Raw genomic sequence first — 14,631 nt, 5'->3', positions numbered from 1 at the left:
CACCGACGGAGGGAGGTATCGCCGTGCAGAACCACACCGTGGCCGAGGTGATGACGTGGGAGGTCGTCCAGGCCCGCCCGGACACCCCGGCCAAGGAGCTGGCCCGGCTGCTCGACGTCCACCGGATCAGCGGCCTGCCGGTGGTGGACGGCGACGACAAGGTCATGGGGGTCGTGTCCCGGACGGACCTGCCCGCGCTCCCCGGTGGCCGGGCGGCCGGGCGGCCTGCGGCCCCTGGTGGCCGGCCGCGTCCCGTACCGCGCCGTCCGGCCGGCACCGGCGCGCGTGCGGCCTGCGCTACGACGGCGGGCGAGGTGATGACGACGCCGGCGGTGACCGTCCACCCGGAGCACCGCGTCGCGGACGCCGCGCGCATCATGCAGCGCCGGCACGTCGACCGGCTGCCCGTCGTGGACGAGGAGGACCGTCTGATCGGCATCACCACCCGCCGGGACCTGTTGCGGGTCTTCCTGCGGCCGGACGAGCAGATCCGCGCGGAGGTGGTCGGCGAGGTGCTGGGCCGCGCCCTGGAGGTGCCGCCGGACGCGGTGCGGGTCTCGGTACGGGACGGTCTCGTGACGCTGCGGGGCACGCTGGCGCACGAGGACGACATCCCGGCCGCGATCGGTCTGACCTGGCGGGTGGACGGCGTGGTGGGCGTGGTCAGCCGGCTGGTGCCGCGCGCGGGTGACGGCGGCGCGCCGCACGACGAGTCCTTACGGCGCAGGCGCAGGTGGGGGTGACCGGTCGCTCCGGCCGGCCCGGCCACCAGGATCGCCACGGCCGCCCCGGCCACCGGAATCGCCACGACCGGCCCGGCCACCAGGATCGCCCCGCCCGACGGGGCCGCCCCAACCGCCCCAGCCGGCCCGGCTGTTCCGGCTGTCCCGGCCACCGCGACCGGCCCGGTCACCCCGGCCACGCCCGGCGCCGTGCCGGACGGCCGGGGAACCGGGCCCCGTCGGATCACGCGCCGGGCGCCGATGACCGCGTCAGAGCCGCGGACCGCTTCCGCGCGGCGCCGCGGAGGTCTGGCCGGGCCGGGGGGCCTGGCCGGCCGCGAGCGCCTGGGTGGCGATGACGGCGGCCTGGACCCGGCGCTCCACGCCGAGCTTGGCCAGCAGGCGGGAGATGTTGTTCTTCACCGTCTTCTCCGCGAGGAAGAGCCGCTTGCCGATCTCCCGGTTGGTCAGCCCCTCGCCCACCAGCGCCAGGATCTCCCGCTCCCGGTCGCTCAGCCCCGGCAGGCCCGCCGGCTGCGGTTCCTCGCGCCGGTGCTCGCCGCGCAGCCGGGCCATGACGCGGGCGGTGGCGCCGGCGTCGAGCAGCGACTGGCCGGAGGCCACCGTCCGTACGGCGTTGACCAGGTCGGTCCCGGTGATCTGCTTGAGCACGTAACCGGCCGCCCCGGCCATGATCGCGTCCAGCAGCGCCTCCTCGTCGTCGAACGAGGTCAGCATCAGGCACACCAGGTCCGGCATGCGCGAGCGCAGCTCACGGCAGACGCTGACCCCGTCCCCGTCGGGCAGCCGGACGTCGAGGATCGCCACCCGCGGGCGCAGCGCGGGGATGCGCACCAGCGCCTGCTCGGCGGTGTTCGCCTCCCCCACCACGGTCAGGTCCGGTTCGGCGTCCAGGAGGTCGTGCACGCCGCGGCGCACCACCTCGTGGTCGTCGAGCAGGAAGACGCTGACCGGTGCCTGCGTCCGGGCGTCGGCCGGGTTTTCCGTCATCACACAGCTCCGATGTTCCTGATCCGGCCCGCCCCCACAGGCGGCGCCATGGGCAGCCTGCCGCACGCCAGGGCCGAAGAGCCAGGGCCGGACGGCCCTTCTTCGCGCCGCATCCGGGAAACGGTCCCGGCCGGGGCCACCGCGTACGGGCTGGTGAGGCGGCCCCGGCGGTGCGGCGGGCGGCCGGTCGGCGACGGCGGGCGCCGAGCACCGCAGCGATCGCCCCGGCCGCCCGCCGGCCGCCCTCGACGCAGCCGGTGACGCCGACCCCGTCGTACGCGGCCCCGCAGACCGCCGGCGTGCCGAGCGCTTCGACGTACTCCCGCGCGCGGGCCACCCGGTCGGCGTGGCCGACGGTGTAGGCCCTGGTGTCCTGGCTCAGACACCAGCCGCAATGTAGCGGGTGATCATACGCTCGCCGTCGTGGCGGCCTTCTCGTCGTGCTCGCGGAGCATGCGCATGACGGTGGCGGGTGAGGGGCGCCGGCCCTTCTTCGTGCCGGTGGTGATGACCAGCCGCTTGGCGATGTCGCGCAGGCTCATCTCCTGGTCGCGCAGGTGGAGGGCCATGGACAGCATGTCCGGGTCGGTGACGCCCGCGCCGGCGATGGTCCTGCCGCGCTTTCGGGCGGACTCATGGCCTTCGAGGGTGCGGTCGCGGATGTACTCGCGCTCCATGCCCGACATGGCCGCCAGCACGGTGAAGACGATGCCGGAGGGGTCGTGCGAGCCCTTCAGTTCCCCGGTGTGGAACTCCAGTCCGACGTCACTGGCCTTCAGTTCCTCGGCGAGCACGGCGAGTTCGATACCGCGGCCGAGCCGCTTGTGCTCGTGGACGACGAGGGTCACGGCGGCGCCGGAGGAGCGGAACTCCCCGGCGAGCTTCACGACGGTCTCCAGTTCGGGGCGCTTCGTGGCGCGGGTGGAGATCTTCTCCGAGAAGATGCGGGTCGCCCCGGCCGCGGCGAGGGAGCCGAGCTACGCGTCCAGGGACTGCCGGGCGGTCGAGGCGCGGGCGTAGCCGAGGCGGACGTGTCCGACCGGTTCGGCGCCGGCGCTCACCACCTATGAAGCGCGCTGAGGCGAAGTCGCCCTAGCGGTGCGGGTCTCCGGGTTGTGTCGGCTGACCAGCTGTGTGCTGGGAGCGGTCTTGGCGCCGGGTGGCGTGGAGGGAGCCGAGCAGGTGGAGGGAGTGGGCGCTGGGGCTGCCCGGTTCGGCGTGGTAGATGACGAGCTGCTGGCCGGGTGCCGCGCGTACGTCGAACGCCTGGTAGGTGAGCGTGAGCGGGCCGACGTCCGGGTGGAGGAAGTGTTTGGCGTCCTGCGTCTTGCCTCGCACGGTGTGGGACTGCCACAGGCGCGCGAAGTCCGCGCTGTGCTCGGTGAGGGTGCCGACGAGTTCGCGCAGCCGCGGGTTGTCCGGTTCGAAGCCGGTCGCCTCGCGGAGGTGGGCGACGGTGGCTTGTGCCGCCCGGTTCCAGTCCGTGTGGAAGGTGGGGCCGGCCGGGTCGAGGAACGTCATGCGGGCGAGGTTGTCCGCCGGGGTGAACGCCGAGTAGAGGGCTTGGGCCAGCGCGTTGACCGCGAGGAGGTCGAGGGTCCTGTTCATGACGAACGCCGGGGTGTTGGGGTAGCCGTCCATCAGTTGTCGCAGGGCGGGGCTGACGCGCTCGGTACGGCGAGGCGACAGCCGGTCGGCGGGGGCGGCCCCGGCCAGCCGGTACAGGTGCGCCCTGGCGTCCTCGTCGAGGTGCAGCGCATGACTGAGAGCGTCGATCACCTGGGACGAGGGGTTGCGTTCGCGGCCCTGTTCCAGGCGGGTGTAGTAGTCGGCGTTCACTCCGGCCAGGACGGCGACCTCCTCGCGGCGCAGCCCGGCGACTCTGCGGGTTCCGTGGCTCGGCATCCCGACGTCGTGCGGGCGCAGGGCGGCGCGGCACGCGCGCAGGAAGTCCCCCAGGCGGTTGTCGTCCATGTCCTCAGGTTAGGCGGCGCGCCGCCGTGCTGCCTGGGTGCGGTGCACCCAGGCAGCAAGCGTCCTGGTCGGTCATCGCTGACCTGCGCAGACTCGGTGGAGCGGGAAGGACCGCACCGTTCGAGGAGAGGAGGCCGCCATGGCCGCGATCGAGGACGGCCACGTGGACGTGGTCGGTATGTGGGTGACCGAGGACGGGCACATCCGGCAGGAGCTGCTGCCGGACGGCCGTTACGACGAGGCCCGCGGCGAGCGGGCCCGTGCGTACACCGGCCGTTACACGGTCACCGGTAGTCACCTGGACTACGTCGACGACACCGGGTTCACCGCCACAGGGGACATCCGCGACGGAGTGCTCTACCACGAACACCTCGTGCTGTACCGGGAGTCGAGCCCGTCGTAGCGGGGCGGCGAGCGTAGCGGGACAACGGGGTTCGGGCAGCGGCTGCTCCGGTCGGGGAGACCGACTCCTCGTGGGAGCGGACCGACTGGCCCGGGGCAGGCAGCAGTCGCTGACAGACGTATCAAACGCAAGGGAAGGACCGTATTCATGACCGGACGACGTCTTGAGGGCAAGGTGGCCCTGATCACGGGCGCGACCGGGGGGATCGGTGCGGCGACCGCCGAACTCTTCGCCCAGGAAGGCGCCCGGCTGGTGATCACCGATGTAGCCCGGGAACCCCTCCAGAAGCTGGCCCGGCGCATCGAGGCGGATGGCGCGGAGGTGGCGACCGCCCTCCTCGATGTCTCCTCCGCCCGGGAATGGGAGGAGGTGACGGCCCTCGTTCGCGATCGCTTCGGAGTGCTGGACGTGCTGGTGAACCTCGCCGGAATCCTGGACTGGCCGGGTATCGAGGCCACGCGGGAGGAGGTGTGGGACCGCGTGATCGACGTGAACCAGAAGGGCACCTGGCTCGGTATGAGGGCGGCGATGCCGCTGCTGCGGGCGAGCGGCAACGCGTCGGTGATCAACACCTCGTCCGTGCTCGGCCTGGTGGGCAGCGGCGCGGCCGCGGCCTACCAGGCGTCGAAGGGCGCGGTGCGTCTGCTGAGCAAGACGGCCGCGGTCGAGTACGCACGGCAGGGCGTACGGGTCAACTCCATACATCCCGGAGTGGTCGCCACACCGATGATCCAGGACCTCCTGGACGAGCAGGGCGACCAGCAACCGGACATCCAGCGCACCCCCATGCGCCGAGCCGGCCGCGCCGATGAGGTCGCCCCTGCGATCCTCTTCCTCGCCGGCGACGACTCCTCCTTCGTCACCGGCTCGGAACTCGTCGTCGACGGCGGTCTCACCGCACACTGAACAACCCGCCCCCCCGGGCGTCCACGACGCCTCCCGTGCGCACGCACGGCAAGCGCGCTCATCTCCTGTGCCGTCTGCCTCGTGAGTGCGTGACCGTACAGCAGCCCCGACAGCCGGCGCGGGAAACTGCGCGCGGCCCTGATCTTTACGAGAGGACCTCATCATGACGCCCACCGCCGCGTCTGCCGAAGCATCCGAGTTCGCCGGGAAGACCGCCCTGGTCACCGGGGCCGCGCGCGGCGTGGGCAAGGAGACCGTGGCACTGCTCCATGCCCGTGGCGCCCGCGTCGTCGCCGTCGACCTGCGTCACGACGTCACGGCCCTGGGGGACGAATTCCCCGGCGTACTCGCGATGCGGGGCGACATTGCGCGGGAGGAGACCGCCGTCCACGCGGTCCGCTCGGCGCTGGACGCCTTCGGAGGACTGGACATCCTGGTGAACAACGCCGGACGCACCCTGAACAAACCCGTCACCGAAACCACCGCCGAGGACTGGGACACCGTGATGGCCGTCAACGCCCGCGGATCCTTCCTCTGCGCCCGAGAAGCCTTCCGGGCCATGCGGAGCCGGGGCGGCGGGAGCATCGTCAGCACCGGGTCCTACGCCGGCACGGTCGCCCTGCCCGAAGGCGCCGCCTACAGCGCGTCCAAAGGCGCCCTGGCCCAACTGACCAAGGTGCTCGCCGTCGAAGGCGGACCATGGGGCATCCGCGCCAACCTTGTCGCCGCAGGCGTCATCGAGACCGACTTCCTCGACACGATCCGCCCCGACAGCCGCGCCTACCTCGCAACGTTCGCCGACGCCCAGCCCCTGGGCCGCATCGCACAGCCCGAAGAGATCGCCGAGATTCTCTGCTTCCTCGTCTCACCACGCTCCAGCTTCATCACCGGAGCCGTGGTACCCGCAGACGGCGGCTTCACCGCCGTCTGACGTGACGGGCCGACCAGCCGTTGCCCGGACACACCACCCTGCCTGCCGGACGGCGGGTTGCCAGAAGTGCGTCATCGCGTCTTCGCACGTGATCGACCGGCGGTGTCTGTCGCGCCACGGGCACGGGGCACCGTGAGCCCCGGGCCGAGTCGCTGGTCCATGTCCAGGCGGAAGGTGCCGTAGGGGTCGACGTTGGACCGGAACAGCGCGGTCAGGCCGCGCCGGTCCTCGTCGCTCAGCCTCGATGCCCAGGCCGGTTCGGCCAGGGCCTGCTGCACCAGCAGGGTGTTGACGTGCACGAGCGCGGACCGGAGCAGGTGCAGGGCGAGCATCGAGGTCTCGGCGTGCTCCTTGTCGGGGCCGGTCAGGGCGCCGTCCTTGCCGTAGTGGAGCACGGTGGGCGGCAGGGCGGCGCGCAGGGAGACGCGGTCGGCGTGCCCGGCGTACACGCCGCCGAGGAGGGGTTCGACGAGCCGGTCGACCACTTCGCGCCCCAACCGGGCGGCCACGTACTGTCCGACGGCGATGTCGTCCCCCACGTCCGTACGCGGGAGCGTCAGGTCGCGTGCATCGGGCTGCGCTGCCCTTCTGAGGGCGTCTCAGGGGCGCCATGGGCGGACCTTGGGATGCGCCGAGCCGCTCGCGCCGTCACGGCGAGGTGCCCTCGGAGGCGGTGGCCCGGCGGACGCGGGTGGCGGTGAAGGCCAGGGCGGCGGCCGAGACCACGGCCAGCAGGAGCAGGCCCAGGGCGTAGGTGCCCGAGGCGCTGTGGAGCGCGCCCATGACCAGCGGGGGGACGAAGCCGCCCAGCCCGCCCGCGGCACCGACCACGCCGGCGACCGAACCGACCTTGTTCGCCGGGGCCAGCAGGGCCACCAGCGCGAAGGTGGCGCCGCTGCCCGCGCCGAGCGCGGCGGCCATGGCCAGGAAGGCCACGGTGCCCAGCGGGGCCAGTGACGGGGTCGCCGACTGCACGGCGGCGCCCACGACGACGACCGCCAGCGTTCCGGCCAGGACGCGGGCCGGGTCCATCCGGTCCGACAGCCAGCCGCCGACCGGGCGCATGGCCACCGCGAGCAGGACGAAGCCGGCCATCCGGTTGGCGGCGTCGGCCTGGCCGAGGCCGTAGCCGGTCTTCAGGTAGGTCGGCAGGTAGACCGAGAAGGCGACATAGCCGCCGAAGGTCACGGCGTACAGGGCGGAGGCCTGCCAGGTGACGGGCAGTCGGGCGGTGTCGGCCAGGCGGCGGGTGAGGGGTTCGGCCGGTACGGTGCGGCCGGGCGCGTCCCGCAGCAGTACGGCGGCCAGCACGGCGTAGAGGGCGAGCGCTCCGGCGGTGATCAGGAAGGGGGTGGCCATGCCGTGCGCGTCGACCAGCTTGACGGTGGTCAGCGCGCTGACGGCGGTGCCGCCCATGCCGGCGCCGAAGAGGCCGATCGCCAGTCCGCGCCGCTGCGGCGGGAACCAGCCGTTGACGAACGGCACGCCGACCGCGAAGGCCGTGCCCCCGATGCCCAGGAAGAACCCGCCGGCCAGCAGGGCGATCAGCGAGGAGTGCCCGGCCTGCCCCAGGTAGAGCACGGGCACGATGGTCGCGGCGGACACCAGGGGGAACATCACGCGGCCGCCGAACCGGTCGGTCAGCGCGCCCACCGGGATGCGCCCCAGCGATCCCACCACCACCGGCACCGCCACCAGCAGGGACTGCTCGAAGGAGCTGAGCGCCAGGGAGTCCTTGAAGCGCGGGCCCAGCGGGCTGAGCAGCGCCCACGCCCAGAAGTTGACGGCGAAGCCCAGCGTGGCCAGTGTGAGCATCATCCACGGCCGGCCTGTCGCGGCGGCAGGGGCTGTGGCCTTCGGTGGTGTGGCGCCGACGGTGTCCTCAAGCGCGCTCATGGTGTACCTCTCGTTCACATTGTTCTGAGAACCGCCTGGTGCGGGCGGCCACGTTCCGGCGGTACGCCGTCGGGTCCGTCGTGCGCCGGTAGACCAGGTACGGGCGGCGCAGGTAGCCGACGGGGGCGCTCCACACGTGGACGAGGCGGGTGAAGGGCCAGGCCGCGAAGAGCAGGCACGCGGTCAGGGCGTGCAGCTGGAACAGCAGCGGTGCGCCGGAGACGGCGTCGGGCCGCGGTCGCAGCAGGAACAGGCCGCGGAACCAGACCGAGACGGTGGCGCGGTAGTCGTACCCGCCGCCGGCGATGTTGTGCACGACGGTGGCGGCGATGCCCAGCAGTACGGTGGCGGCCAGCAGCGGGAAGAGCAGTTTGTCGCTGGAGCTGGTGCGGGTACGGATGCGCGGGGCGAGCAGGCGGCGGGCGCTGAGCATGCCCAGTCCCCCCACCATGGCCGCACCGGCCACGGAGCCGAGGGCCACCGCCACGGTGTGGTACGTGTGCTCACTGATGCCCACCGCCGCGGTCCAGGAGCCGGGGACGGCCAGTCCCACGACGTGTCCGGCGATCACGGCGAACGCGCCGAGGTGGAACAGCGGGCTGCCCCAGCGCAGCCAGCGGTGCTCCAGCAGCTGGCTGGTGCGGCTGGTCCAGCCGAACTGGTGCTTGCGGTAGCGCCAGACGTGCCCGACGACGAAGACGGCCAGGCAGATGTAGGGGAGGGCGACCCACAGCAGCAGGTCGGTGCCGTCCGTCGCGGTGAGGGGGGTGCTGGAGGCGGTCATCGGCGGGTCTCCGCTTCCATGGGGCCCGTCAGCGGGGGCATCAGGGTCGGCCGGGCCTGCGGGGTCGGTACGAACGTGCCGGGCGGGGCGAAGCCGCTGCCGCTGTACGGGTCGAGGCCAACGTCCTCGGCGGGCGGCCCATCGGCGGCCAGCTTGGCGACCGCCTCCAGCTCGGCGGTGCCGGCGGGCGGCAGCAGGGACAGCAGCGCCGCGAGCAGTCCGGCGTACGGGGATTGCACGTCCGACAGGGCGTGGTGGATGAGTGCCAGGCCGCGCCGGTGCCGGCGCAGCGGTGCTTCTCCGGTGCGTGGTCCGGCCAGTGCGGCGAATTCCAGGACGACGGGCAGGTGGTCGGGGAGTTCGCCGCTGCCGGCGCTCCAGCCGGCGGCCCGGTAGGTCCGGGCGAGGGTGAGCAGGGCCATGCCGCGCCGGCGGGTGTCGCCGTGCAGGTAGTACGTGAGGTAGAGGCTGCTCTTGCGGCGCAGGTCGAAGACCTCGACGTAGTGGCTCTCCAGCGCCTCGGGCGGCTGGCCGGCGAACCAGGCGGTGAAGGCGACCAGTTCCCGGGCGGCGGGCGAGGGCGGCAGCGCTTCGGCCGTGGCGGCCAGCGCGGCCCGCTCCCGCGTCAGTTCGGCGTCCGGATACTGCAACACCAGGGACAGCAACCGCAGCAGGAGCCCGCGCTCGGCGGTCTCTTCGGGGCCGGGGCGTCCGGCCGCCGGACGGATGCGCGTACGCAGGGTGCTCATACGGTGTCTCCCGCGAGGTGGTCCGGGGCGACGGTCCGTCGCCGCAGGGTGGGGATGCCGAGCATGACCTTGCGTCCGGTGCCGGACGGGGCCTCGGCGCTTTCCACGGGGCAGCGGCCCTCGGTCGCGCTGAGCGCGGCGGCGTCCTCCCGGTGGGCGGCGGGGACGACGTACCGGTCGGCGTACTTGGCGACGGCCAGCAGCCGGTGCAGGTCCTGGGCCTGCGCGGGGGTGAGGCCGACGGCCTTGAGGGCGCTCACGTCGCCCGGCTCGCCCAGGGTGCGCTGCCGCATGTGGCTGCGCAGCGCGGTCAGTTTCATCAGCACGCCGGCGACGACGTCGGCGTCTCCGGCGGCGAAGAGGTTGGCCAGGTAGTCCAGCGGGATGCGCAGGCGGGTGACGGCGGCGAAGACGTGGTCGGGGTCCGCCGCGTCGCCGCCCGCCTCACCGACGGCGTCCAGGACCGGGGACAGCGGCGGCACGTACCAGACCATGGGCAGGGTTCGGTACTCCGGGTGCAGCGGCAGGGCCACCTTGTGCTCGTTGATCAGGGCGTACACGGGCGAGCGGCGGGCGGCGTCGAGCCAGTCCTCGGGGATCCCGGAATCCCGGGCAGCCGCGCGGACTTCGGGGTCGGCGGGGTCGAGGAAGACGTTCCGCTGGGCGTCGAGCAGGTCCCGCTCGTCCGGTACGGCGGCGACCTCACCGACCCGGTCGGCGTCGTAGAGGACCAGGCCGAGGTAGCGCAGCCGGCCGACGCAGGTCTCGGAGCAGACGGTGGGCTGTCCGGCCTCGATGCGCGGGAAGCAGAAGGTGCACTTCTCGGCCTTGCCGGTGGCGTGGTTGACGTAGACCTTCTTGTACGGGCAGGCGGTGACGCACATCCGCCAGCCGCGGCAGCGGTCCTGGTCGACCAGCACGATGCCGTCCTCGGCCCGCTTGTACATCGCGCCGGACGGACAGGCGGACACGCAGGCCGGGTTGAGGCAGTGCTCGCACAGCCGCGGCAGGTGGAACAGGAAGGTCTGCTCGAACTCGAACTTCACCTTCTCGGCCAGGTCCCCGCTGAGGTTGGGGTCGCCGGCCGCCGTCTCGGCCGCGCCGCCCAGGCCGTCCTCCCAGTTGGCGCCCCAGGTGATGGCGGTCGGCTTGCCGGTGAGCACCGAGCGGGGGCGGGCGACCGGTACGTCCTGGCCGGCCGGGGCGCTGACGAGGGTGTCGTAGTCGTAGGTGACCGGCTCGTAGTAGTCCTCGATGGCCGGCAGGTCGGGGTTGGAGAACAGGGAGGCCAGGCGCTTGAGGCGGCCGCCGGAGCGCAGGACGAGGCGGCCGCGCCGGTCCAGTTCCCAGCCGCCCTTCCACTGCCGCTGGTCCTCGTAGCGGCGCGGGTAGCCGACGCCGGGCTTGGTCTCGACGTTGTTGAACCAGGCGTACTCCACGCCGGTGCGGTGGGTCCACGTCTGCTTGCAGGTGACCGAGCAGGTGTGGCAGCCGATGCACTTGTCGAGGTTCATCACCATCGCCACTTGGGCCATGACACGCATGTCAGTACTCCACGTCCTGGCCGCGGCGGCGGATGACGGTGACCTCGTCGCGCTGGTTGCCGGTGGGGCCGTAGTAATTGAAGGCATAGGTGAACTGGGCGTAGCCGCCCGCCAGGTGCGTCGGCTTGAGCAGCAGCCGGGTCAGGGAGTTGTGCATCCCGCCGCGTGCGCCGCTGACCTCGGTCTTCGGCACGTTCACCGTGCGGTCCTTGGCGTGGTACATGTACACCGTGCCCTCGGGCATCCGGTGGGTGACCACCGCGCGCGCCGCGACGACGCCGTTGCGGTTGTACGCCTCGATCCACTCGTTGTCCTTGACGCCGATCTTCGCGGCGTCGGCGGTGCTCATCCAGATGACCGGGCCGCCCCGGGACAGCGCGAGCATGTGCGCGTTGTCCTGGTATTCGGAGTGGATGGACCACTTGGAGTGCGGGGTGAGGTAGCGGACGGTCACCTCGGCGCGGCCGTCCTCGCCCAGGTGCTCGTCGCCGTAGTGCCGGGCGGTGTTCAGCGGCGGCCGGAAGACCGGCAGCTGCTCGCCGAGTTCGGTCATCCAGTCGTGGTCGACGAAGAAGTGCTGGCGGCCGGTGAGGGTGTGCCAGGGCTTGCGGTGCTCGACGTTGATGACGAACGGGGAGTAGCGGCGCCCGCCGGTCTCGCTGCCGGACCACTCGTACGAGGTGATCACCGAGCGGGGCTGGACGCGGGTGTCGGCGAAGGTGATCCGTTCCGCCTCCCGCTCGGCGGACAGGTGCGCCAGCTCGGTGCCGGTACGTTCCTCCAGCGCCTTGAAGCCCTCGGTGGCCAGCCGCCCGTTGGTGGTGCCGGACAGGGCGAGGATCGCCTCGCACATGTCCGTCGCGGTGGCCAGCGACGGCCGGCCGTCCGCGGCGCCGCCGCGCCGGACCCCGTTCGTACGCCGCAGCCGCTCCAGTTCCTGGTCCGGGCGGACGGTGACGCCCTTCGTGGTGGTACCGAGCCGGTCCAGGAGGGGGCCGACGGCGCGCATCTTGTCCGCCACCGCCGCGTAGTCCCGCTCGACGGTCACCAGCTTGGGCATGGTGCGTCCGGGGACCGGCGTGCACTCGCCGGCCTTCCAGTCGGCGACGACGCCGCCGGGCTGGGCCAGTTCGTCGGGGGTGTCGTGCTGGAGTGGGACGGCCAGGACGTCGGTACGGGTGCCGAGATGGTCCTCGGCCAGTTCGCTGAAGCGGTCGGCGATGGTCAGGAAGGTGTCGTAATCGGTGCGTGCCTGCCAGGGCGGCGCGATGGCCGGGGTGAAGGCGTGCACGAAGGGGTGCATGTCGGTGCTGGAGAGGTCGTCCTTCTCGTACCAGGTGGCGGCCGGCAGCACGACGTCGGAGAACAGACCGGTGGAGGTCATCCGGAAGTCCAGGGAGACCAGCAGGTCGAGCTTGCCCTCGGGGGCCTCCTCGTGCCAGACGACGTCCCGGGGCCGCTTGTCCGGCGGTGTCTCCGCGGAGCGCACGGCCGCGTCCGCGCCCAGCAGGTGGCGCAGGAAGTACTCGTTGCCCTTGCCGGACGAGCCCAGCAGGTTGGCCCGCCACACGGTCAGGACGCGCGGGAAGTTGGCCGGGTCGTCCGGGTCCTCGGCGGCGAAGCGCAGCGCGCCGGACGTCAGCTCCTGCACGATGTGCTCGGCCACCGGGCGGCCCGCCGCGGCCGCCTCGTCGGCCAGGTCCAGCGGATTGCGGTCGAAGCCGGGGTGGCCCGGGGTCCAGCCCAGGCGGACGGCCTGGGCCAGGCAGTCGGCGGTGGCGCGGCCGGCGAACCGTCCTTCGCCCAGCGGGGAGGCCAGTTCGTCCGGGCCGAAGGCCTCGTAGCGCCACTGGTCGGTGGCCAGGTACCAGTACGAGGTGCCGGCCATGTGGCGGGTGGGCCGCTGCCAGTCGAAGGCGAACGCGAGGTGCTGGAGGCCGGTGACGGGCCGGACCTTCTCCTGGCCGACGTAGTGCGCCCAGCCGCCGCCGTTGACGCCCTGGCAGCCCGTCATGGTGGTCAGGGCCAGGAACGCGCGGTAGATGGTGTCGGAGTGGAACCAGTGGTTGGTCCCGGCGCCCATGGCGATCATGGATCGGCCCCCGGTCCGCTCGGCGTTGCGCGCGAACTCCCGCGCGATCCGGGCGGCCTGCGCGGCGGGGACCGAGGTGATGGTCTCCTGCCAGGCCGGGGTGTACGGCTGGGAGGCGTCCTCGTACGAGGCGGGCCACGTACCGGGCAGTCCGGGGCGGTGCACGCCGTACTGGGCCAGCATCAGGTCGAAGACGGTGGTGACCTGCCGGCCGCCGACCGTGCGGACCGGGATGCCGCGCACCATCACCCCGCCGCCCTCGGTGGGGCCTTCGTCGAAGCGCGGCAGCGCCACGGTGGCCGTGCTCTCCGCCCGCCCCAGCAGGCTCAACTCGGGCTCGGTGTCGCCCAGTTCCAGGTTCCAGCGACCCTTGCCGGCCTCGCCCCACCGGAAGCCGAGTGATCCGTCGGGGACCACCGGGCCGCCGCTGCCGCGGTCCATGAGGACGGTCTTGAACCGCGCGTTCTCGTCGGTGTCGCCGAGATCGGCCGCGGTCAGGAAGCGGTCCGGCACCAGGTCGCCGTCCCGCTCGCGCAGCGTCACCAGGAACGGCGCGTCGGTGAAGCGGCGCAGGTAGTCCTCGAAGGAGGGCGTGCCGCGGTCGACCAGGAATTCCCGGAGGATGACGTGGCCCATCGCCATCGCCAGGGCGCCGTCGGTCCCCGGGTGCGGCGCCAGCCACTCGTCGGCGTGCTTGACGTTGTCGGCGTAGTCGGGGCTGACGGCGACGACCTTGGTGCCGTTGTAGCGGGTCTCGGTCAGGAAGTGGGCGTCCGGGGTCCGGGTGACCGGGATGTTGGAGCCCCACATGATCAGGTACCCGGCGTTCCACCAGTCGGCGGCCTCCGGTACGTCCGTCTGGTCGCCGAAGACCTGCGGCGAGGCGACGGGCAGGTCCGCGTACCAGTCGTAGAAGGACAGCAGGGTGCCGCCGATCAGCGACAGGAAGCGCGCCCCCGCGGCGAACGACGCCATCGACATGGCCGGGATGGGCGAGAACCCGGCCACCCGGTCCGGGCCGTACGTCTTGACGGTGTGCACCTGGGCGGCGGCGACCAGCTCGGCCACCTCGTCCCAGTCGGCGCGCACCAGTCCGCCCTTGCCCCGGGCCTTCTTGTAGGCGCGGGCCCTGGCCGGATCACCGGTGATCTCGGCCCAGGCGGCCACCGGGTCGCCGAGCCGGCGGCGCGCCTCCCGCCACATCTTCAGCAGCGTGCCGCGGACGTACGGGTAGCGGACCCGGCTGGGCGAGTACGTGTACCAGGAGAACGACGCGCCGCGCGGGCAGCCCCGCGGCTCGTACTCGGGGCAGTCGGAGCCGATCGACGGGTAATCGGTGGCCTGGTGCTCCCAGGTGATGATCCCGTCCTTGACGTAGACCATCCAGGAGCAGGACCCGGTGCAGTTGACGCCGTGGGTGGAGCGTACGACCTTGTCGTGGGACCAGCGGTCGCGGTAGAAGCCCTCCCACCGCGGATCCCCCGTGCCGAACACGGCACGCCCGTCCTCGCTCACCTCGTGGCGGTTGAGCAGCCGCCGGCCGGCCAGGGGCCAGCCGCGTTCTTCATCAGCCGCCGCCGGGCCGCTGAGCTGTTCGTTCTCCATGAATCCGAACGTTA

13 protein-coding genes and 1 pseudogene are annotated in these 14,631 nt (G+C 72.6%); 4 read left to right on the top strand and 10 right to left on the bottom strand.

Annotated features, from left to right (window positions below; translation table 11 throughout):
- The first annotated feature begins 23 nt into the window (after positions 1-23).
- Positions 24-743: a CBS domain-containing protein gene (locus tag AB0L45_RS25550; protein ID WP_365843726.1), complete on the top strand. Its 720-nt coding sequence runs from the start codon at positions 24-26 to the stop codon at positions 741-743.
- Between the two features lie 249 nt (positions 744-992).
- Here AB0L45_RS25550 and AB0L45_RS25545 read toward each other — a convergent pair whose 3' ends face one another.
- The 3 genes from AB0L45_RS25545 to AB0L45_RS25535 form a co-directional block, all read right to left on the bottom strand.
- Positions 993-1,733 carry a response regulator transcription factor gene (locus AB0L45_RS25545; RefSeq protein ID WP_365843724.1) on the bottom strand — a complete coding sequence of 247 codons (741 nt, stop codon included), beginning with the start codon at positions 1,731-1,733 and terminating at the stop codon, positions 993-995.
- Between the two features lie 407 nt (positions 1,734-2,140).
- Positions 2,141-2,677: a recombinase family protein gene (locus AB0L45_RS25540; protein ID WP_365843893.1), complete on the bottom strand. Its 537-nt coding sequence runs from the start codon at positions 2,675-2,677 to the stop codon at positions 2,141-2,143.
- A gap of 148 nt (positions 2,678-2,825) precedes the next feature.
- A complete protein-coding gene (locus tag AB0L45_RS25535) occupies positions 2,826-3,707 on the bottom strand; it encodes a helix-turn-helix transcriptional regulator (protein ID WP_365843722.1) in 882 nt (293 codons plus the stop codon).
- A gap of 139 nt (positions 3,708-3,846) precedes the next feature.
- Here AB0L45_RS25535 and AB0L45_RS25530 point away from each other — a divergent pair, with 139 nt between their 5' ends.
- The 3 genes from AB0L45_RS25530 to AB0L45_RS25520 all read left to right on the top strand — a co-directional run bounded on the left by AB0L45_RS25530 (position 3,847) and on the right by AB0L45_RS25520 (position 5,947).
- Positions 3,847-4,110 carry an Atu4866 domain-containing protein gene (locus tag AB0L45_RS25530; protein ID WP_365843720.1) on the top strand — a complete coding sequence of 88 codons (264 nt, stop codon included), beginning with the start codon at positions 3,847-3,849 and terminating at the stop codon, positions 4,108-4,110.
- Between the two features lie 147 nt (positions 4,111-4,257).
- Complete coding sequence (locus AB0L45_RS25525) at positions 4,258-5,016, top strand: glucose 1-dehydrogenase (protein WP_365843718.1); 759 nt, start codon at positions 4,258-4,260, stop codon at positions 5,014-5,016.
- Positions 5,017-5,179: 163 nt separating this feature from the next.
- On the top strand, positions 5,180-5,947 hold the full coding sequence (locus tag AB0L45_RS25520) for an SDR family oxidoreductase (protein ID WP_365843716.1): 768 nt from the start codon (positions 5,180-5,182) through the stop codon (positions 5,945-5,947).
- A 71-nt stretch (positions 5,948-6,018) separates the two neighbouring features.
- Here the strand turns inward: AB0L45_RS25520 and AB0L45_RS25515 are convergent, their stop codons facing one another.
- From AB0L45_RS25515 to AB0L45_RS25485, 7 genes and pseudogenes are all read right to left on the bottom strand, one after another.
- Positions 6,019-6,342: a Tn3 family transposase gene (locus AB0L45_RS25515; protein ID WP_365843891.1), complete on the bottom strand. Its 324-nt coding sequence runs from the start codon at positions 6,340-6,342 to the stop codon at positions 6,019-6,021.
- A gap of 6 nt (positions 6,343-6,348) precedes the next feature.
- Positions 6,349-6,501: pseudogene (locus AB0L45_RS25510) on the bottom strand (protoporphyrinogen oxidase); the annotation flags it as partial.
- A 94-nt stretch (positions 6,502-6,595) separates the two neighbouring features.
- A complete protein-coding gene (locus tag AB0L45_RS25505; protein WP_365843889.1) occupies positions 6,596-7,765 on the bottom strand; it encodes an MFS transporter in 1,170 nt (389 codons plus the stop codon).
- A gap of 64 nt (positions 7,766-7,829) precedes the next feature.
- Positions 7,830-8,627, bottom strand: a complete 798-nt coding sequence (gene narI / locus AB0L45_RS25500; protein WP_365843714.1) for a respiratory nitrate reductase subunit gamma — start codon at positions 8,625-8,627, stop codon at positions 7,830-7,832.
- Positions 8,624-9,376 carry a nitrate reductase molybdenum cofactor assembly chaperone gene (gene narJ / locus AB0L45_RS25495; protein ID WP_365843712.1) on the bottom strand — a complete coding sequence of 251 codons (753 nt, stop codon included), beginning with the start codon at positions 9,374-9,376 and terminating at the stop codon, positions 8,624-8,626. Before narJ ends, narI begins: the two co-directional genes overlap by 4 nt.
- Positions 9,373-10,920: a nitrate reductase subunit beta gene (narH, locus tag AB0L45_RS25490; RefSeq protein WP_365843710.1), complete on the bottom strand. Its 1,548-nt coding sequence runs from the start codon at positions 10,918-10,920 to the stop codon at positions 9,373-9,375. Before narH ends, narJ begins: the two co-directional genes overlap by 4 nt.
- 1 nt (position 10,921) lies before the next feature.
- Positions 10,922-14,617 carry a nitrate reductase subunit alpha gene (locus AB0L45_RS25485; RefSeq protein WP_365843708.1) on the bottom strand — a complete coding sequence of 1,232 codons (3,696 nt, stop codon included), beginning with the start codon at positions 14,615-14,617 and terminating at the stop codon, positions 10,922-10,924.
- Positions 14,618-14,631 lie beyond the last annotated feature (14 nt).

Source organism: Streptomyces sp. NPDC052496 (genome assembly GCF_040679095.1).
Lineage (GTDB): Bacteria > Actinomycetota > Actinomycetes > Streptomycetales > Streptomycetaceae > Streptomyces.
The sequence above is the reverse complement of the archived record's forward strand: the minus strand, read 5'-3'. Positions and strand labels throughout refer to the sequence as shown.